Genomic DNA, 17571 nt, shown 5'->3' with positions numbered 1-17571 from the left:
CGGCCGACTTGAATTTCATACTTAATTAAGCATGAAAGCGATCTCTAAAGTTTTAGCGGTTTTGTTGCCGGAAAGTGTCAGTAAAACTTCGCCCATCGCGGCGATCGAACATAAAGGGGTGGACCATGTCGGGAACGATCAAACGGGGAATGGCGGGCGCATGGGTATTCGCACTCGCCTTCTTTTGCGCGATCCTCTCATTGCAGGCATCGCCTGCGCAGGCCGGTTATGCCCATTTCATCATGGATGCCAATACCGGCAAGGTCCTCGCCGCGCAGAACGCCGATGTGCTGAACCACCCGGCATCGCTGACCAAGATGATGACGCTCTATATGACCTTCGAGGCGTTGCACGCCGGCCGAATTCGCTGGGACCAGAAGATAAGGATGTCCAGGAACGGCGCAGCCGTCATCCCCTCGAAGCTTTATGTGCGTGAGGGCCAGACGTTTACGGTGCGCGAAGCCGTCTACGGCATGATCGTCAAGTCCGCCAATGACATGGCGGAAGGCATGGGTGACCATCTCGGTGGGTCCGAGGCACAATTTGCGCAGATGATGACCCGTAAGGCCCGCCAGCTTGGCATGACCAAGACGGTTTTCCGCAACGCCTCCGGCCTGCCCAGCAAATCGCAGGTGACGACGGCGCGCGACATGGCGAAACTCGGCCTTGCGTTGCAGCGCGACTTTCCGAAAGAATACGGCCTCTTTGCCATGGAATCCTTCAGCTTCCGGGGCAAGCGCATCCGTGGCCACAATAATCTGATGTATCGCTATCAGGGCATGGACGGCATCAAGACCGGTTACACCAATGCGTCGGGCTTTAACCTCGTCAGCGCCATCAATCACAATGGCCGCCGTGTCGTTGGCGTCGTGCTGGGCGGCAAGACCGCGCGCAGCCGCGATGCGCAGATGGCTGCTCTGCTGGACAAGGCGATGCCGCAGGCCTCGAGAAACCGTAATACCGAACAGCTGGTGGCAAGCGCCAATGTCAGCCGCACTTTCGATGTGCCGCCCGCAGCCGTCCCTCCGGCAACCGTACCATTGCCTATGTTTGCCGAGCGTCGCGCCGATCCGATCGCCATGCAGATCGCCACGGCGAACAGCCAGATGGCGGATATGATCCAGGTCTCTGCCATTCCGAAACCCGCACCCGCTGCACAAATGACCGGCCAACGCAGCCGCTGGGAAGTGCAGATCGCCGCCACCGACAGCGAAGCTGCCGCCCGCTCGCTGCTCGCCAATGCGCGCTCCAACATCGCCGGCAGCTACTCCGGCATCGCGCCCTATACCGAAGCGGTGCAAAGCGGATCGGCAACGCTCTACCGCGCCCGCTTTACCGGCTTTGAAGACCAGTCCTCGGCGGTTTCCGCCTGTAAGGAGTTGAAGGCGCAGTCTTATGCCTGCGTTGTCATGAACAGCGAAGGGTGAGTTCTACCGCTTGAGCCAACCGTTTTCCAACGCATCGGCCAGATACGGAATGCCGTTGACCTTCGCCATCTCGGCCATGGCAAGATTATCGTAGCGTATCTGCCGGAAATAGACCTGCCAGCCGCGTGCGGTTTCTTCGAGCACGGCATAACTGGCAAGCGGATGACCGACTTCGACATGATGGTCGAACGGCGTGCCATCCTTCCAGCCGGGGCAGCCGACGCTGCCGGGATTGACGATCAGGCGGCCATCGGAGAGCTGCACGGTGCGGGCGATATGTGTGTGGCCGCACAACATCAGCGGTTGGGTGATGCCATCAGCCATGGCCTCGATTTCGGAAAGCGGTCGCAATTTCAGCACCCCTTCCGTCGAAAGCGTTTCCAGCCAGTATTCCAGATCACCGCGCGGCGAGCCGTGGCAGCAATAGGCGACGTCCTTGAAAACCATGCTGAACGGCAGGGTGTGCAGCCAGTCCAGATGCGCGGCGGTCAGCTGCGCATGCGCCGGCCTCTCCCAGCTGCCCATCTCTTCCGGCGCGCGCTCGATCAATTCGCGATCATGATTGCCAAGAACGCTGGGTATCCAGTTGCCAACCAGCACATCGCCCGTAAAACCCGCTTCCAGCGGACCACTGAAGCAATCACCGAGATTGACGATGTCCTTGATGCCAAGCCTCGCGATATCCTCAAGCACGGCCTCCAGTGCGGCGCAGTTTCCATGAATATCGGCAATGGCGGCAAAGATCATGGCGGTCAGCTTCCTCGATAGGTGGAGTAACTATAGGGCGAAAGCAGAAGCGGCACATGGTAATGGCCGCTCTCGTCGGCAATGCCGAAACGGATGGGGATGATGTCGAGAAAGGCGGGTTCCGCCAGGGTGACGCCCTTGCCACGCAGATAATCGCCCGCATGGAAAACCAGCTCGTATTCCCCGGCCTTGAAACTGTCGCCCACAAGTAGCGGCCCGCCATCAACGCGGCCATCGCTATTGGTCTTAACCGTCTTAATCTTCTCGCGACGATCACCCGAGAGCCGGTAAAGCTCGATCGTCAGCCCCTCGGCGGGCGTGCCATGGGCGGCATCGAGGACGTGAGTGGTCAAACCGGTCATAGGCTGGGCTCCGCGATCATATAGGGCGCATCGAAAAAATGCTCTTCCAGATTGTTGCCCGGCCCATCGCGATCGGCAACCAGAAAATCCGAAATCGCCTGCAACGGCATCAACGGGTAATGCCATACGTTGCGGCGGTAGTTCACGCCCTGATCCCCGCACGCCAGAAAAACCTGCGGCCGACCAGGCTTGCCGCCCTCGTCCTCGGCAACGACGACAAGGAAAGGCCTGCCGGACAGCGGCGAGAAACTCTGGCTGCCGAGCGGATGCCGCTCCATCATCTCGATTGTATGGGGAAAGGTACGCGGCTGTCCGCGGAAAATATTGAGGATGATGCGCGCACCCTCGCCCGCTGCCTCGGGTGCAGCAAGCGCATGATGCCGCTCGGTCTGGCCGCCATTGATGTGGCGCATGGAAGAGGGTGTAATTTCGATCACATCACCGAAGGATGCGAACGCCTCTTTGGTGAGAGGCTTAATCTCGAGAAAATCAGTCAAATGTCATTCACCTTGGGCATGCCAGTTTCGGAGGAGTGAGAGACGCGCCTGCAAATCCGGAATGCTCTGCGTTATCGTTTTCCAGACCACCGAGAGTTCCGCCCGGAAATAATCATGCACGATCAGATTGCGCATACCCTTCATCTTTATCCAGGGGATTTCCGGGTGCTGCTGTAAAAACGCGGGGTAATACTTGTCCAGTTTTGCGACCGCCTCGCCAATCAGGGCAAGGCACATCATCACCGCCATCTGGGTTCGCGTATCGGAAGAAAAAGTGGCCTCATCCATATCCTGAATGAAATCCCGTATTCGGGAGGCGGCAACATCCATCTCCTTCAGGTAGAGCAGAAGTCGATCCGTACTCATACTGCCTTGGCTTCCATCAGAACACGCGCCCGGATATCCGAGTGCAGGCCGCCTGAGGTGACGACGTCAACCTCGACACCGAGGATAGTCTTCAGTTCCTCCAGCAATCCGCCAAGATCGAACAGAGTGGTCCCCGGCAACGCATCCACCAGAATATCCAGATCGCTGTCCGGCCTGTCTTCGCCACGGGCGACGGAACCGAACACGCGCGGGTTTGCCGCGTTGAAGCGCTTCGTCGCTTCGCGGATCGCTTCCCTGTTCTTTTCCAGCACCTCGGAGGGTCTCATGGCCTCAATCTCCAGATAGCACGAGTATAGCGGAACGACCGCCGCTCGCCAATTCAGCCCTCGGGCAGCATCGAGGAAAGGCGCAGCCAGGCGATCTTTTCCACCTGCGCCGTCGCCGTCGCAAATTCTGTCGCCGCATCATTGCCGATACGCGTCTCGAAGGCGGAGAGAATATCGTGCCTGTTCAGCCCCTTGACCGCAATGATGAACGGAAAGCCGAATTTTTGCGTATAGGCGGAGTTCAGCTCGGTGAAGCGCGCATGCTCCTCGGGCGAAAGCCGGTCAAGCCCTGCGCCCGCCTGTTCATTGCGGCTATCGGCGGTCAACTCACCTGCTATTGCGAGCTTGCCGGCAAGATCAGGATGCGCGCGCAAAACACCCAGCCGTTCCGCTTCGGAGGCGGCACGAAACTGCGCGCATAATGCGCCATGAACCGCCTTCGCCGTTAACTCCAGACCTGCGCCTCCGACATCATAGGCCCGTTCGGCGATAAAAGGCGAATGTTCGAACACACCGCCGAAACGGCTGACAAATTCATCCCGCGTCAGCATCAGAGCGTTCCCGGCTTGTGGTTTTCATGCCAGTGACGAGCGATCTCGATACGCTGCGGGATCCACACCTTTTCATGGCCCAGCACATATTCGATGAAACGGCGAAGGGCTGCGGCGCGGCCGGGACGGCCGACGAGACGGCAATGCAGGCCGACGCTCATCATCTTCGGCGCGCCTTCAAGCCCTTCCTGATAAAGAACGTCGAAAGCGTCTTTCAGATAGGCGAAGAACTGGTCGCCGGAATTGAAACCCTGCGGCGTGGCGAAACGCATATCATTGGTGTCGAGCGTGTAGGGAATGATCAGGAACGGTTCATCCTGCAATCCCTTCACCCAATAGGGCAGATCGTCGGCATAGGAATCGGACGAATAGAGAAAACCACCCTCTTCCATGACGAGACGCAACGTATTGTCGGAAGGCTTGCCCTGATACATGCCAAAGGGGCGCTCGCCCGTCAGCTCCGTATGCAGGCGCACGGCTTCGGCAATATGCTTTCGCTCTTCCTCCTCGGAAAAATCCTTGTATTCCAGCCAGCGATAACCGTGGCTGGCGATTTCCCAACCCGCTTCCTTCATTGCCGCAACGGCTTGCGGGTTGCGCGCCATGGCAGCGGTCACGCCATAAACAGTTGTGGTGACGCCGAGATCGGTGAACATGCGCCACAGCCGCCAGAAACCGGCGCGTGAACCATATTCGTAGATCGATTCCATGTTCAGGTTGCGCTGGCCCGGCCACGGCTGCGCGCCGACGATTTCCGACAGCAGCGATTCCGACGCCTTGTCGTTGTCGAGAATGCAGCTTTCGCCGCCCTCTTCGTAATTGATGACGAATTGCACGGCGATGCGTGCGCCGCCCGGCCATTTCGGATCGGGACTGTTGCGGCCGTAGCCCACCAGATTGCGGGAGTAATTCTCGGAAATCATTCAGCCACCCAAAACACCTCTCCCGACGCGGAACCCGCTTCTGGAAGACATGAGCAAAACAACCATCCGAAGGTGTCTGCCCGGAACGGGTAAACACGACACGCTTCAGACATGCGATGCACGGACGGTAGCATCCGCATTCGGAATGTCGAGAGCAATTTTGCCGACATTCCGATGCTTTTTTGTGTACGATTTCTGCGGGGCGTTTCTCAGGCGATCTTTCGGGCGGAAACACGACCCATGGGATGCAGCGAGTGCACCCGGAAAGGCGCGCCGGGTTCATCCTCGATGAATAGCGCAAGGCTGGAAAATGACAGAGGCCGGGTGAGCAGCGGCTCGAAAACCTTGCGCACGGCACGCTCGATCCTCTGGCTGCTGGAAGGCTCGACACCGCCCGTCAGCGACATCTGAAAACGGAACTCGTCCATCACATGCGGACTGCCCCAGCGGTGCAGATTGGTCAGCTGCGAAGCCGAAAGCCGGTCAGGATCCGCCCGCTCGATTTCCGCCTCGGAGAGCGGCGCGCGGTAGCGGTCGAATTCCTGCACCACACGGGCTGCGAAAAAATTCAGCACTTCGCAGGGGCGCTCGGGAACGAGGCTGAAGACATTGTCATGCCGCGCCACTATAAGTTGTGGCAGCGTGAAGGGATCCTGCCTGCCGGAAAAATACATCAGGTCGCGCAACAAGGCGGCCTCGGAATGACCTTCGGCAAGACGGAACGGGGCCTTTATGGTGCCGTGGAAACCATAACGGCGCGGCAGGGCGGTATGGTAGGAAATCTCCTGCATGCCGAGATCGATCATGCCCGGCGGCTCCACCGCATGGCCTGAATAGGCATCGCGTCCCAGCCACGCGGCAGCCGCCTGCGTCAGCGGGTCGTTGGGGGAAGGCGTGAAATGGATGGCGTATCGCATGCGCTATCACCTCGCCGCAAATGCGGCCAAACGGGGCTCTTTGCAGGCCAGCAAGTAAGCGATTTGCGTGACAGATTAACGACGTGGACCAAACTAATCAGAAGTTTCTAAAGTCCGGACGGCAATACTCACGTGTTCTTGAAGGCGAAAACCGGAAGGCACGTCCGGCGTGTGGCCACATACGGCCTGCAACGCAGCATCGGCAAGATAGTGGGCAAGGCCGAAGCTGACCTTGAAGCCGCCCGATAACGCCACGAGCCGCGGATATTCGGAAAGTGTACCCACCATCGGGTCCCGTCCAACCGCCTTCGGCCGCAACCCGGCCCAGCGTTCGATCACCGGCGCACGGCCAAGCGACGGCACCACGGCGCATGCATCCGCGAGCAATTTTTCCAGCTTTTCGTCGGTGCTGAATGGATCGGAAAAACAATCTTCGCTGGTACTGCCGATGGCGACGGTGCCATCCTCATGCGGCACGATGTAGAGGCCGTTCAGAAACACGACCGGCATGGCCGGATCGGCCGCAGCATCAAGAAGGGCGGCCTGCCCCTTCACCGCCTGTCCAAGCACAATGCCGGGTTCCAGACCGATGGCATCGCGGATCAGCGCGAAGGAACCATGGCCGTTCGCGACGATGACATGATCGAAGGCGACCTCGTCGCCCGACGACAGCACCGCCCGCCCTTTATCCGGATCGAGCGAGACGACGCGGCACTGTTCCGCCACCCGCACATGCCGGGCGTTGCGGAGGAAAGCCGACAGAAGGGTTAGCATCGCCCGGGGAGAAACCCTTGCAGCCAGCGTATCCAGCACGAAGCCCGCTTGTCCCGCCGCATCGTCCACCCATCCGGCAACCGAAGGGCTGTCACCGACATGCCAGTGGAACCGGCGCCCGTCTGAAACCCAGTTTTCCCCGGCATCCCGCTCGTGCCGTTCGGCAATGCTGCGCAAATGTGGTTTCGGCAGGGGAATGATCCGGCCGCAGCGCCGGTAACCGGCGGAAAGCCCGGTCTCGGCTTCCAACTCGGCGATCTGTTTTTCCAGCGCTACGAGAGCGTCGAACTGGAATTGCTTCTTGTCCGACCAGCGGTCCGGCATATGCGGCATCAGTGCGCCCAACAGCCCGCCGCTTGCACCATCTCCAAGACGGCCCGCTTCCAGCAGCAGGGCGTTTATGCCCATCCTCTCTGCCTTGACGGCAGCCCACAGCCCCATAATGCCGCCACCGACGATGAGGAGCGGCACCGAGCCAGGCAATCTTGGTGCCCGCAATCTTGGTGATTGACCAGATTCGAAAGCGGGACTATCGGCATTAGTCATGACACATTCCAAGGAAAACACCGCAGATATCGGTTCGGCGGCCGACAATCCGCCCGCCGCGCTCGACTGGCGTGAGGGGGATATGCCCTATTCGCTAGCCTTTGACGATCATTTTTATTGCCAGACGGATGGCAGGCTGGAATGCGGCCATGTCTTTCTGTCCGGAAACGGCCTGCCGCAGCGTTGGCTTGAGCGAGAGAACATCTTCCGCATCGGCGAACTTGGCTTCGGCACCGGTCTCAATCTCTGCGAGACCTGGCGTCAATGGAAAGAGGTGCGCAACGGTCACTCCAAGCTGCATTTCATGTCCTTCGAACTCTACCCCATGAAGGCGGACGAGATTGACCGGGCGCTTTCCCGCTGGCCGGAAGTTGATACCGAACGCAAGGCACTGGTCGCCCGCTGGCCGGCGGACCCGAAAGGCGAGGTCGATATCGAACTGGACGACCAGACGCGCCTGACAGTGGTGTGCGGCGAAGCGCTCACCGGCATTTCCGGCAGAAGCGAAGGCTTCGACGCCTGGTTTCTGGACGGTTTCGCCCCTGCCCGCAATCCCGAAATGTGGTCGCTGGAAATCATGCAGACGCTGTTCGGCAAAACGGTACCAGGGGGCACATTCGCCACCTATGCCGCCGCTGGCTTCGTCCGCCGCAACCTCATCGCCGCCGGTTTTGAACTGGAGCGCCGCAAAGGGTTTGCCGGAAAGCGTGAGATGCTGTGCGGCACCAAGCCATCCCACTGAGACGGCTCCCACAGCAGCAACCGGCCTTCACTGTCAGGCGGTCGGCACGTCGCGGCGTGGCATCGCGTCTCCCAGCCATTGCGCGATCTTGTCCTCGAGAATTTCGGGGCTGATGGGCTTCGACAGATAATCATCCATGCCTGCTGCGATGCAAAGCTCGCGGTCCGCGTCCTGTGTATGCGCGGTAACGCCGATGATCGGAACATGCCGGCCGTCGGCAGCCGCCTGTTCGGCAGCGCGGATGGCCAGTGTCGCCTGATGCCCGTTCATCACCGGCATCGACACATCCATAAGGATGACGGCGGGATTGTGCTCCTCCCACGCCTGAACGGCCTTCTTGCCATTGCCGACGATCAGGAACCGCAAACCCGCTTGCTGCAATATCTGGGTGAAGACGATCTGGTTGACGTCGTTGTCCTCGGCCACCAGCACATCCACAAGGCAGGGTCGGCGCCGGTCTGGAACCGTCGTCGGAGGTGACACAACCCGCCGCTTCTTGTCCGTGGGGCCATTGTCTGGCCGCACCGGCGCATCGCTGCCGCCTGAGCCCAGCCCCTGCGGATCCTGCCGGGCGCGTTTCTGCCGCACATCCCGCACCACATCGAACAGGGTGGAACGCAACAGACGCGCCCGCGCCGGCTTCATCAGATGCGCCTGCACGCTGAGATCGGTGAAAAGGCTCTCGTCACCCACGACATCCATAGACGTCAGGAACACGATGGCGATATCGTCGAAACGGCTATCCGCCCTGATCCGCTCGACCACATCCAGCCCGTTCATAACAGGCATGTGATAATCGAGAATGATGGCGTCGATGGCAAAACCGAGGGACGCAGCCTCCTGCAGCACGGCAATGCCTGATGGCCCGTCCTGCACAGCATGGCCGTCGATACCCCAAGTCTTCAGTTGCTCCGTCAATATGCGGCGATTGACGTCGTTATCGTCGATGACGAGTACGCGTATATCCTCGATCGCCATGGCAAGAAGCGGAGCGTCGCGCCGTTTTTCCGTAACGTGAAACGGAATATTGACCTCGAAGGTCGATCCCTTGCCGACTTCGCTCACCACATTGATCGTACCGTCGAAAAGACCGACAAGACCGACCGTGATCGCCAGTCCCAATCCCGTTCCCTCGTGCCGCCGCGTCGCTGAGCCGTCGACCTGGCTGAATTTGTCGAAGATGGTTTCGAGCTTGTCTGCGGGAATGCCGATGCCGCTATCTTCGACGCGCAGCGACAGAATGGTCTCCGAAGCTTCCGCCGACTGCGCCGAAAGTTCGATCAGCACATGCCCCATTTCCGTGAACTTGACGGCGTTTCCAACAAGATTGGTGACGACCTGGCGGAACCGCCCGGCGTCCCCCATGACGTTGCCGAAAACCGACGGATCGATCCGGACGACCAGTTCTATGTTCTTTTCCAGCGCCGCTGAGGACAGGAGGGAAACCACATCCTCCACCGCTTCCGCCGGATCGAAAGGCACGCTGCGCAGCTTCATCTGCCCGGCCTCGATCTTGGAGAAGTCGAGAATGTCGTTGATGATCGTCAGGAGCGCATTGCCGGATTTGACGATGATATCGGTGAAGGTTTTCTGCCGCGTATCCAGATTGGATTTGGCCAGAAGTTCCGCCATGCCGAGCACGCCATTCATCGGCGTGCGGATTTCATGGCTCATATTGGCAAGGAATTCAGATTTGGCGCGATCTGCCGCTTCCGCGCGGGAAAGCAGCCGCTGCAACTCCTCCTCGCGCATCTTCATCTCGGTGACGTCGGTGACGATGATGAGCCAGTAATTGCCGGAACTGTTGGTCGCTTCCAGATTGAGCCACGTCTTTCCGGCAATATGGATCAGCCAGGAGAACGGCCTGTTGGCGGCTATGTGCTCTCTCCAGGCGGTCAGCGTCGCGGCCGCCTCCTCTTTGGTGCCAAAATCTCCGCGCCCGGCGCAATGGGCAAAGAACCCCGACCAGTTGCAGCCCTTTTCCAGCAGCTGCGGCGGCACATCGAACATTCGCGCCACAGCCTCGTTGGACATGATGATGGTTCCCTGCTCGACCAGCACCAGCCCCTGCGCCATGGCGCGCGTGGCGCCCTGCATATATTCGCCGACACGCTCAAGTTCGGCCTTTGCCTCACTGATCTCGGCGTCGCGCATGCGCACGTCGGTCACATCGGCATAGGTGCTGAGGATTTTTCCGCCGTCGAGGCGGGTCTTGGAAATGACGGTGACCTTGCCGCTTTTGCTGCGCACCTCGCGCGGCGTGAAGACCTTGTCGTTGAGCAGCCGTTCTGCGCGCTGGTTGTAGAGCTCCTCGAAGGGTATATCGCCATAGTCATAAAGGCCGCTTTCGAAATTCGCCTCCATGAATTCGCGATAGCTTTTACCGACAAGCGACTTCTCGCCGCCGATTTCGCCCCATAACGTGTCGAAGCACGGATTGACATATTCGATGACGAGATCCGCGTTGAGGAGTAGTACGCCAACCGGCAGGGCATGAAGAACCGTTTCGAACTGGCGATGCAGCGCTTCGGCCTGCGCCTGCGCCGCGATCAGCGCATTTTCCCGCTCCTTCAGCAGGCTGACATCGGTGACTGAACCCACCAGATAATATTCGTCATCGGGCGTCGTGACCCGGCCGAGCCGGGTTATGACCGGAACGGCGCCGCCATCCGAAAGCGGAATGGTTCCCGTCTTTTCAATCGCCTCTCCGGTTTGCAGGATATGCTCGTTTTCCCGCTGGAACTCTGCGCCCTCCTCCGGAAACATCTCGCATTCGGTCTTGCCCAAATAGTCGGCGAGGCTGCCGCCCCGGAATTTCTCAAAGGCCGCATTGGCAAAGGTCAGCCGCCTGTCCTGGTCCCGCAGGAACACGCCCACGGGCAATTGCTCAAGCGCGGCGCGCAGCAGCCAGGTCTCGCGGATTTGCTTGCTAAGCAGGGTCTCATGCGCCTTGAACTCCGTCACATCGACGCGAAGCCCCACCAGCATGCCGTTTTCCAGCCGCTTGTTGACCATACGCACCCAGCGGCCATCGGCAAACTGCTCCACCCTTTCGAGATAGGGCAGGGAAAAATCCCGCAACTGCTTCTGCAGCCATGCCTGATAATCCGGATCGTCCGATTTCACGCTGCGGTAGCCGCTCGAGAAATAGACCGCCTCCATCAGCGTCTCAAGCCGGGTGCCGGGCTTTAGCTGGAGGTTGAAATCACTGTAGAATTCCACGAAACGCGCATTGCAATAGACGAGCCGGTTTTCACGGTCATAAATTACGATGCCGGCATCGATGAGGTCGATAACGCCGCTGTCGAACAGCAGGTCGGCGCTGCCGCCGTCCGAAACACCCTTCACGACAGAGGGCATTTCTTCGAACACCTCAAACAGGAACAGACTGCCGTCATCGCCGGTGAAACGTTCGCAACGCAGCTTGTAAGGCCCTGAAGATGCTGCACCATGGCATGAAATCACTTCGTCCGTGGCAAAGACCAGCGAGCGGCGCTCCTTGTCCTCGCGCTCGGCATCGCGAATATCGGCGGAAAGAGCAAGGCTCGTGTAGCCCGTGAACGCGGCGGGCGGACGCCCCATGACCCGGCCATAGGCTGCATTGACCATGAGGTAGCGAAGCTCGCTGTCCTTGATGCACGCGGGCAAATCCAGGGCGGCGATTGCCCCGTAAGCTTTTTCCAGCAACCCGCATCCTTGGGTCAAGCGATACTCCACACCGTGCAGTTCCATCCTTGTCGAATCAAATATTTCCAGACGTCGTTGCAAAAACGTTATGTGAGAAAACCGCTATTTGCTATGTGCGGAATGGTCGCTTTACCCTTTTTTAACCATAATTATTCGCAAGCTTCCGCGCCTCGCCGGCAATCGCCAGCCTGCCTTCTGCATGGCAGCCATGCGCCGCGGGACGGCAGCGTTACAAAACTATTGCTTGACTTTACGCCATAAAACGCCCACATGCCGGTCAAGCTTTCACCTTCGGCAGCCGCGTGAGCTGCAGCACATGACCAAGATGACTTGGCCCGCATGAAGGAAAAGCGCAACGAATACAGAAGACGGCGTTTTGCCGCACTGATGCGCAGAAAGTTATTCCAACCCACAAGTTCCCAATTCACGCGGGGTTCTTGACGCCGAAACCGCCGGACAGCAGCAACTGCTCCGGACGATTGGTTTTTGGCGCCCCGAAAGGCATTACTATTGACCAGTTTTAGCGAACTCGGCCTCTCTGAAAAGATTGTGGCCAGCGTTACCCAGCTCGGCTACACAACCCCCACCCCCATTCAGGCAAAGGCCATTCCGCTGCTGCTTGAAGGCCGTGATCTCATCGGCCTCGCACAGACCGGCACGGGCAAGACGGCAGCATTCGGCCTGCCCATCATCGAAATGCTGATGAAGCAAGCCGACCGCCCGGCAAACCGCACCACCCGCACCCTTATCCTTGCACCGACCCGCGAACTGGTGAACCAGATCGGCGAAAACCTGCGCTCCTTCGTGAAGAAGACGCCGCTGCGCATCAACCAGGTTGTCGGCGGCGCGTCGATCAACAAGCAGCAGCTTCAGCTCGAAAAAGGCACGGACGTCCTGGTGGCGACACCCGGCCGCCTGCTGGACCTCATCGCCCGCAACGCGATCTCGCTTTCCAAGGTCACCTATCTGGTGCTTGATGAAGCCGACCAGATGCTCGATCTGGGCTTCATTCACGATCTGCGCAAGATTTCCAAGATGGTTCCGGCCAAGCGCCAGACCCTGCTGTTTTCGGCAACGATGCCGAAGGCGATTTCCGAGCTTGCCAGCAACTTCCTGACGGACCCGATCAAGGTCGAGGTAACACCTCCGGGCAAGGCCGCCGACAAGGTCGAGCAATACGTGCATTTCGTCGCCGGCAAGAACGACAAGACCGACCTTCTGAAGAAGTCGCTCAACGAAAACCCGGATGGCCGCTCGATCGTTTTCCTGCGCACCAAGCACGGCGCGGAAAAACTCTACAAGCATCTGGAACATATCGGCTTCAAGGTCGCTTCCATCCACGGCAACAAGAGCCAGGGCCAGCGCGAGCGGGCACTGAAGGGCTTCAAAGACGGTGAGATCAAGGTTCTGGTCGCAACCGACGTCGCTGCCCGCGGCATCGATATTCCGGCCGTGACGCACGTCTTCAACTACGACCTGCCGGAAGTGCCCGACGCCTATGTCCACCGCATCGGCCGTACCGCCCGTGCCGGCCGCGACGGCATTGCCATCGCGTTCTGCGCACCGGACGAAACGCGTTTGCTGCACGATATCGAAAAGCTGATGAAGATCGATATCCCGGTTGCATCCGGTGAACGTCCGGCCGGTCTTGCCAGCCCGACGCGCCCGAACAACAACAACCGTGGTCGCAACAACAATGGCGGCCAGCCGCGTGGACCCCGCGAAGGCGGACGCCACAATGGCGAGCCCCGTCCCTCGCGTCACCACGCCCCGCGGGATGCGGACAACGATCTGGAAGTCACGTCAGACTTCAAGCGCGTGAAGACGGCGGAAGGTGACGCAGGTCGCCCGGCCGGCCCTCGCAAGCAGCGCCGCCCTGCCCGCAAGCCCGGCGGCAGCGGTGGCAACCGTCACGCACCTGCTGGCGGCAACGGCCAGGAAAAGCGCGCTTCCGGCAACGGAAACGGCAATCGCGGCCGTAACCGCTAAGTAACTCTGCGCGAGCCGATTACTCGGTATCGCGTGTCTACCTTCAAACCCCGCAAGCGCAGGCTTGCGGGGTTTTCTTTTTGCTCTCAACCGCCCTACGCCAAAGACCGGCGCCGCGACGGCAGGGTCATGGCCAGCACCCCGGCAATCACGCAGACAAGCCCCACCCACATGGCAGGCGTCGGCACTTCTCCAAGAAACACCATGCCAATGGCGACACCGATCGGAACCCGCAGATACGCCTGCGACGTGGTACCGACCGAACCGAGCGTCTGCATCAGCCGGAAATAGACCATGAAGGCGAGCGCGGTTGAAAAGACGCTGAGGCACACAAGTGCGGTGAGCGACGCCGAAGATGGCGACAATGTCCAGGGCCGGTCAACGATCACGCTCACCGGCAGCAGAAGCACGGCGCCGCAGATCAGCGAGCCGGCGGCAGGCATAACGGGATCGAGACCCCTGAAGTTTTTGCTGAAGATGGCGGCACAGGCGTAGGAAAAGGCCGCAGTCAGCACGGCAATCTGGCTCCACAGCGCCTCACCCGCCCCGTTCAACGCATCCAGACCGATGATGAGACAGACACCTGTCATGCCCGCAACAGTGCCGAACAGCTTGCGCCCGCTGACCTGCTCATGCCGGATGATCAGCGCGGTGAGAAGAAAGGTGAAGATCGGCGTCGTCGCATTGAGGATGACGGCGAGACCGGCATCGATGCTCTGCTCCGCCCACGCGATCAGCGTGAAAGGCAATACGCTGTTGATGCAGGCCTGAACGAAGAAGAGCCGCCATGTCGCGAAATCCCGCGGTAACCGCAGCCCGCGCAGGCGAATGACCGCCAGCAGCAACAGACCGGCAATCAGGGTTCTTGCGGCAATGAAGGTCAGCGGTGGTATGGTTTCCACCCCGATCTTGATGAAAGTGTAGGATGCGGCCCACAGAGTGGACAACAGGGCAAGCAGCAGCAATTCGCGGGCGATAGGGTTTTGACTGGTCACGGATCAATTTTCCAACTGCGTTCAGGATGAACCGTTCCTAACCCGAAAACAAGCATCTATGCTTCGGTGACGGCCGAAGTTTCCACCGCTTCCAAAGCATGAAGCCCCGCACGGTACCAGCCATGCGGGGCTTCAATGACAGACCGGTGATTGCAGCGGCCGATCAGGCCCGGCGTTCATCCACCGAGAAAGCGCCCGGACCGGCAAACACGAGATAAAGGAAGATGAAGCAGAACAGGATCGCGGCGTCGCCCCCATTGAGAGCGGGGAAGAAGCTCTTAGGCCCGTGCGCAATGAAATAGGCAACAGCCATCTGGCCGGACAGGATGAAGGCAACCGGACGCGTGAAAAGGCCGACCAGCACGAGAATGCCGCCAACGGCTTCCAGAAGCGCCGCCACCAGCAGCATCGTCGGCAGGGAGCCGTCCATCTGCGATGCCGGGAAACCGAACAGCTTCTGCGTTCCATGCGAAATGAAAAGCAGCGCCGTCATGATGCGCAGCGCCCCGAGTGCCTGCGGGCGATAGCGGGAGAGATTGTCTAAAATTGCCATGTTCATGTGTCCCCGTTGAAGTGGTGCGACGCTCGATACAGCGCAATCATGCCTTTATGGATACACGTCTCGAACACCGAAAATCACATTTCCGATATAGCAGAACTCCCTTAAATACATAAAGGGAGTCATTCTACACATGGTTGATTTTCCACCATAAAACTGCGCTCATGTGGAAAAAATCAACCCAAGGATACAGGCATTTTTTCGAGTGGCAAAGGCGGAAAAATCCGCCTCTACGTCAGGCCTGTAGCACCACGACCCTGGAGCCAACCGGCACGCGGCTGTAAAGATCGATGATGTCGTGGTTCAGCATCCGGATACAGCCGCTTGACATGGCGTGGCCGATGGATTGCGGCTGGTTGGTGCCGTGCAGACGGAACATGGTGTCGTTGCCGCCGCGATAGAGGTAGAGCGCCCGTGCGCCGAGCGGGTTGTTCGGGCCCCCCTCCATGCCGCCGGCGTATTTCAGATTGCGCGGATCACGGCGCATCATGTTTGCGGTCGGCGTCCAGGAAGGCCATTCCGACTTCCGGCCGATATAGGCGTCGCCCTTCAGCGCAAGCCCCTGGCGACCGACGCCGACGCCGTAACGCATTGCCCGTCCATCGCCCAGTACGTAGTAAAGACGCCGCGCGGGCGTATCCACAATCACCGTTCCAGCCGGATGCGCGGTATCGTATGCCACTTCCTGCCGGCGCAGCTCGGGCTTCACCTTGTCGAGATGCATTTCCGGAAGCGGAAACTTCTCGTCCGGCTTCGCCGCATAATTAAGCCTTTGCTGCCCGATGCCGGAACTTGCGCAGCCGGCCAGCAACAGCGGCAATCCGAACAGAACACCACGACGTGAAATAGACATGTAACCCCCGCCAAATCTCTAGATTAACGAGAGGTATAATTTTATGGTTAACAAATCTCTAATATGAGGTTGTAGGAATTAACGTGCCTCAACCGTCGCTGCGGGCCGGCGGTTGGCCAGATACACACCCGTTACCGCCAGGACCGTGCCGGCAATCATGGCCGGCGTCAGCGTTTCCCCGAAAAGCAGGGCCGCTTCCACGGCGGCAAGCGGCGGCACGAGATAGATCAGCGAGGCAGCGCGCGAGACCTGCCCGCGCCGGATAAGATAGAGCAGCAGGGCCACCGCACCGATGGAGATCGCGCCCACCGACCAGACGAGCGTGGCGGCAAGCCCGAGGCTCCAGTCCACATGACCATCCTCCAGCAACAGCGCGAAGGGAACGGTGACGATGAGGGCGCCGACATATTGCAGCGTGGCGACCGCCATGATGTTTCCGCCATGGACGTATTTCTTCTGGTAAAGGGTGCCATAGGTCACCGACGTCATGCCCAGCACATTCACCGCCACGGCATAAAGCGGCACAGAAAGGCCGAGCGCGCCTGACGCCATGACCTTCGGCAGCACGGCGATGGCAATGCCGACAAAGCCGAGAAGCAAGCCGGCACGCTGCACCGGAGAGATCTTTTCGCCGATCATGTAACGGGCGGCAACCGCCGTCATCAACGGCTGCAAACCGGCAATAATGCCGCCGATCGCCGCCGGCACGCCCTGCCCTATCGCCCACCAGATCATGCCAAGGTAAAGGCCGTGCAGGAACACGCCGGACAAGATTGCCCGGAAAACAACGATGCGCCGTTCAGGCCATTGAATGGAGGAAAACCGGCAGATCGCCCACAATATCGCACCCGCCAACAGGTAACGCAGACAGAGGAAGGTCAGCGGACCAGTATAATAAACGGCATATTTCGCGGTGACCCAGCCGGTCGACCAGAGAAAGACGAAGATGGCCGGAGCCAGACGGTCGAGCGACATGGGAACTTCCCCTGTGCCGCGTGATGCCCCGTAACCGGACATGGGCCCGGGACATAAGGCATGCGGCGAATTGACATTTTTACGACTTGAAGCAACCGGTCAATGACCCGGCCGGATCTCGGCGCGCACCCCTTGGCGAAACACAGCCGTCCAAGCTAGCCGGTATCCCCATCCCCGCAAAAGGTCAAAAGTGTTTTGGTGATCGCATCTTTCAGATTTTCTGATGCCACGCCCAAAACCCATCAACCGAAAGCGAACGAACAAAATTTGTGCATTCGCCCACGGCGCACACAGTGCCGCCACCCCGTTCAGCCCCACCTTGCCCTGCAACCAATTTGCCAATGCCGCATTTATAGGCTGAAAGCAAAAAAACG

Annotated in this window: 17 protein-coding genes; 3 read left to right on the top strand and 14 right to left on the bottom strand. The window is 59.5% G+C overall.

Translation table 11 applies throughout. The annotated features are described in order from the left end of the window. Positions 1-149: 149 nt before the first annotated feature. Positions 150-1427, top strand: a complete 1278-nt coding sequence (locus J5276_RS02595) for a D-alanyl-D-alanine carboxypeptidase (protein ID WP_019565159.1) — start codon at positions 150-152, stop codon at positions 1425-1427. Between the two features lie 3 nt (positions 1428-1430). Here the strand turns inward: J5276_RS02595 and J5276_RS02590 are convergent, their stop codons facing one another. The 9 genes from J5276_RS02590 to J5276_RS02550 form a co-directional block, all read right to left on the bottom strand. Next, positions 1431-2174: a metallophosphoesterase gene (locus tag J5276_RS02590; protein ID WP_003513672.1), complete on the bottom strand. Its 744-nt coding sequence runs from the start codon at positions 2172-2174 to the stop codon at positions 1431-1433. A gap of 5 nt (positions 2175-2179) precedes the next feature. Next, positions 2180-2536 carry a hydroxyisourate hydrolase gene (uraH, locus tag J5276_RS02585; RefSeq protein ID WP_003513673.1) on the bottom strand — a complete coding sequence of 119 codons (357 nt, stop codon included), beginning with the start codon at positions 2534-2536 and terminating at the stop codon, positions 2180-2182. Beyond that, positions 2533-3033 (bottom strand): ureidoglycolate lyase, encoded by a 501-nt coding sequence (locus J5276_RS02580; RefSeq protein WP_112154081.1) that lies wholly within the window; start codon positions 3031-3033, stop codon positions 2533-2535. Before J5276_RS02580 ends, uraH begins: the two co-directional genes overlap by 4 nt. A 3-nt stretch (positions 3034-3036) precedes the next feature. Further along, on the bottom strand, positions 3037-3399 hold the full coding sequence (locus tag J5276_RS02575) for a DUF86 domain-containing protein (protein ID WP_019565156.1): 363 nt from the start codon (positions 3397-3399) through the stop codon (positions 3037-3039). Beyond that, positions 3396-3686 carry a nucleotidyltransferase family protein gene (locus tag J5276_RS02570; RefSeq protein ID WP_003513679.1) on the bottom strand — a complete coding sequence of 97 codons (291 nt, stop codon included), beginning with the start codon at positions 3684-3686 and terminating at the stop codon, positions 3396-3398. Before J5276_RS02570 ends, J5276_RS02575 begins: the two co-directional genes overlap by 4 nt. 53 nt (positions 3687-3739) lie before the next feature. Continuing rightward, a complete protein-coding gene (gene uraD, locus J5276_RS02565) occupies positions 3740-4237 on the bottom strand; it encodes a 2-oxo-4-hydroxy-4-carboxy-5-ureidoimidazoline decarboxylase (protein ID WP_097100723.1) in 498 nt (165 codons plus the stop codon). Beyond that, positions 4237-5160 (bottom strand): allantoinase PuuE, encoded by a 924-nt coding sequence (gene puuE / locus J5276_RS02560; RefSeq protein WP_003513682.1) that lies wholly within the window; start codon positions 5158-5160, stop codon positions 4237-4239. The genes uraD and puuE overlap by 1 nt, the downstream gene beginning before the upstream one ends. 209 nt (positions 5161-5369) lie before the next feature. Continuing rightward, on the bottom strand, positions 5370-6077 hold the full coding sequence (locus J5276_RS02555; protein WP_019565154.1) for a DUF1045 domain-containing protein: 708 nt from the start codon (positions 6075-6077) through the stop codon (positions 5370-5372). A 93-nt stretch (positions 6078-6170) separates the two neighbouring features. Continuing rightward, positions 6171-7397 carry an FAD-binding oxidoreductase gene (locus J5276_RS02550; RefSeq protein ID WP_209159550.1) on the bottom strand — a complete coding sequence of 409 codons (1227 nt, stop codon included), beginning with the start codon at positions 7395-7397 and terminating at the stop codon, positions 6171-6173. On the opposite strand from J5276_RS02550, the gene mnmD reads away from it, so the two are divergent. Next, positions 7396-8139 (top strand): tRNA (5-methylaminomethyl-2-thiouridine)(34)-methyltransferase MnmD, encoded by a 744-nt coding sequence (gene mnmD, locus J5276_RS02545; RefSeq protein WP_112154083.1) that lies wholly within the window; start codon positions 7396-7398, stop codon positions 8137-8139. The two genes, J5276_RS02550 and mnmD, sit on opposite strands and share 2 nt — an antisense overlap. A 33-nt stretch (positions 8140-8172) precedes the next feature. Here mnmD and J5276_RS02540 read toward each other — a convergent pair whose 3' ends face one another. Beyond that, the gene (locus tag J5276_RS02540) at positions 8173-11871 is read right to left on the bottom strand and encodes a response regulator (protein ID WP_112154084.1); all 3699 of its coding nucleotides are present in this window, start codon (positions 11869-11871) and stop codon (positions 8173-8175) included. Positions 11872-12336: 465 nt separating this feature from the next. Here J5276_RS02540 and J5276_RS02535 point away from each other — a divergent pair, with 465 nt between their 5' ends. After that, on the top strand, positions 12337-13815 hold the full coding sequence (locus J5276_RS02535) for a DEAD/DEAH box helicase (RefSeq protein ID WP_003513690.1): 1479 nt from the start codon (positions 12337-12339) through the stop codon (positions 13813-13815). A gap of 95 nt (positions 13816-13910) precedes the next feature. On the opposite strand, the gene J5276_RS02530 is transcribed toward J5276_RS02535, so the two are convergent. From J5276_RS02530 to J5276_RS02515, 4 genes are all read right to left on the bottom strand, one after another. Then, the gene (locus tag J5276_RS02530; protein ID WP_112154085.1) at positions 13911-14810 is read right to left on the bottom strand and encodes a DMT family transporter; all 900 of its coding nucleotides are present in this window, start codon (positions 14808-14810) and stop codon (positions 13911-13913) included. Positions 14811-14973: 163 nt separating this feature from the next. Then, positions 14974-15369, bottom strand: coding sequence for a DoxX family protein (locus J5276_RS02525; RefSeq protein WP_019565150.1), 396 nt, complete (start codon positions 15367-15369; stop codon positions 14974-14976). Positions 15370-15604: 235 nt separating this feature from the next. Further along, positions 15605-16222 carry a L,D-transpeptidase gene (locus J5276_RS02520; RefSeq protein ID WP_003513696.1) on the bottom strand — a complete coding sequence of 206 codons (618 nt, stop codon included), beginning with the start codon at positions 16220-16222 and terminating at the stop codon, positions 15605-15607. 78 nt (positions 16223-16300) lie between these two features. Then, positions 16301-17197, bottom strand: a complete 897-nt coding sequence (locus tag J5276_RS02515) for a DMT family transporter (protein ID WP_112178854.1) — start codon at positions 17195-17197, stop codon at positions 16301-16303. Positions 17198-17571: the final 374 nt, after the last annotated feature.

It is taken from the genome of Agrobacterium sp. S7/73, assembly GCF_019355535.1.
Lineage (GTDB): Bacteria > Pseudomonadota > Alphaproteobacteria > Rhizobiales > Rhizobiaceae > Agrobacterium > Agrobacterium tumefaciens.
Note: the sequence above shows the minus strand (reverse complement) of the source record. Positions and strands in the feature narration are given on the sequence as shown.

Bases quoted from the DNA above. Each gene is read 5' to 3' on its own strand.
- J5276_RS02575 (WP_019565156.1), bottom strand. From the start codon at position 3,399: ATGAGTACGGATCGACTTCTGCTCTACCTGAAGGAGATGGATGTTGCC.
- uraD (WP_097100723.1), bottom strand. From the start codon at position 4,237: ATGCTGACGCGGGATGAATTTGTCAGCCGTTTCGGCGGTGTGTTCGAA.
- J5276_RS02515 (WP_112178854.1), bottom strand. From the start codon at position 17,197: ATGTCGCTCGACCGTCTGGCTCCGGCCATCTTCGTCTTTCTCTGGTCG.
- J5276_RS02550 (WP_209159550.1), bottom strand. From the start codon at position 7,397: ATGACTAATGCCGATAGTCCCGCTTTCGAATCTGGTCAATCACCAAGA.
- J5276_RS02595 (WP_019565159.1), top strand. From the start codon at position 150: ATGGCGGGCGCATGGGTATTCGCACTCGCCTTCTTTTGCGCGATCCTC.
- J5276_RS02520 (WP_003513696.1), bottom strand. From the start codon at position 16,222: ATGTCTATTTCACGTCGTGGTGTTCTGTTCGGATTGCCGCTGTTGCTG.
- J5276_RS02540 (WP_112154084.1), bottom strand. From the start codon at position 11,871: ATGGAACTGCACGGTGTGGAGTATCGCTTGACCCAAGGATGCGGGTTG.
- uraH (WP_003513673.1), bottom strand. From the start codon at position 2,536: ATGACCGGTTTGACCACTCACGTCCTCGATGCCGCCCATGGCACGCCC.
- J5276_RS02555 (WP_019565154.1), bottom strand. From the start codon at position 6,077: ATGCGATACGCCATCCATTTCACGCCTTCCCCCAACGACCCGCTGACG.
- J5276_RS02590 (WP_003513672.1), bottom strand. From the start codon at position 2,174: ATGATCTTTGCCGCCATTGCCGATATTCATGGAAACTGCGCCGCACTG.
- puuE (WP_003513682.1), bottom strand. From the start codon at position 5,160: ATGATTTCCGAGAATTACTCCCGCAATCTGGTGGGCTACGGCCGCAAC.
- J5276_RS02570 (WP_003513679.1), bottom strand. From the start codon at position 3,686: ATGAGACCCTCCGAGGTGCTGGAAAAGAACAGGGAAGCGATCCGCGAA.
- J5276_RS02525 (WP_019565150.1), bottom strand. From the start codon at position 15,369: ATGAACATGGCAATTTTAGACAATCTCTCCCGCTATCGCCCGCAGGCA.
- mnmD (WP_112154083.1), top strand. From the start codon at position 7,396: ATGACACATTCCAAGGAAAACACCGCAGATATCGGTTCGGCGGCCGAC.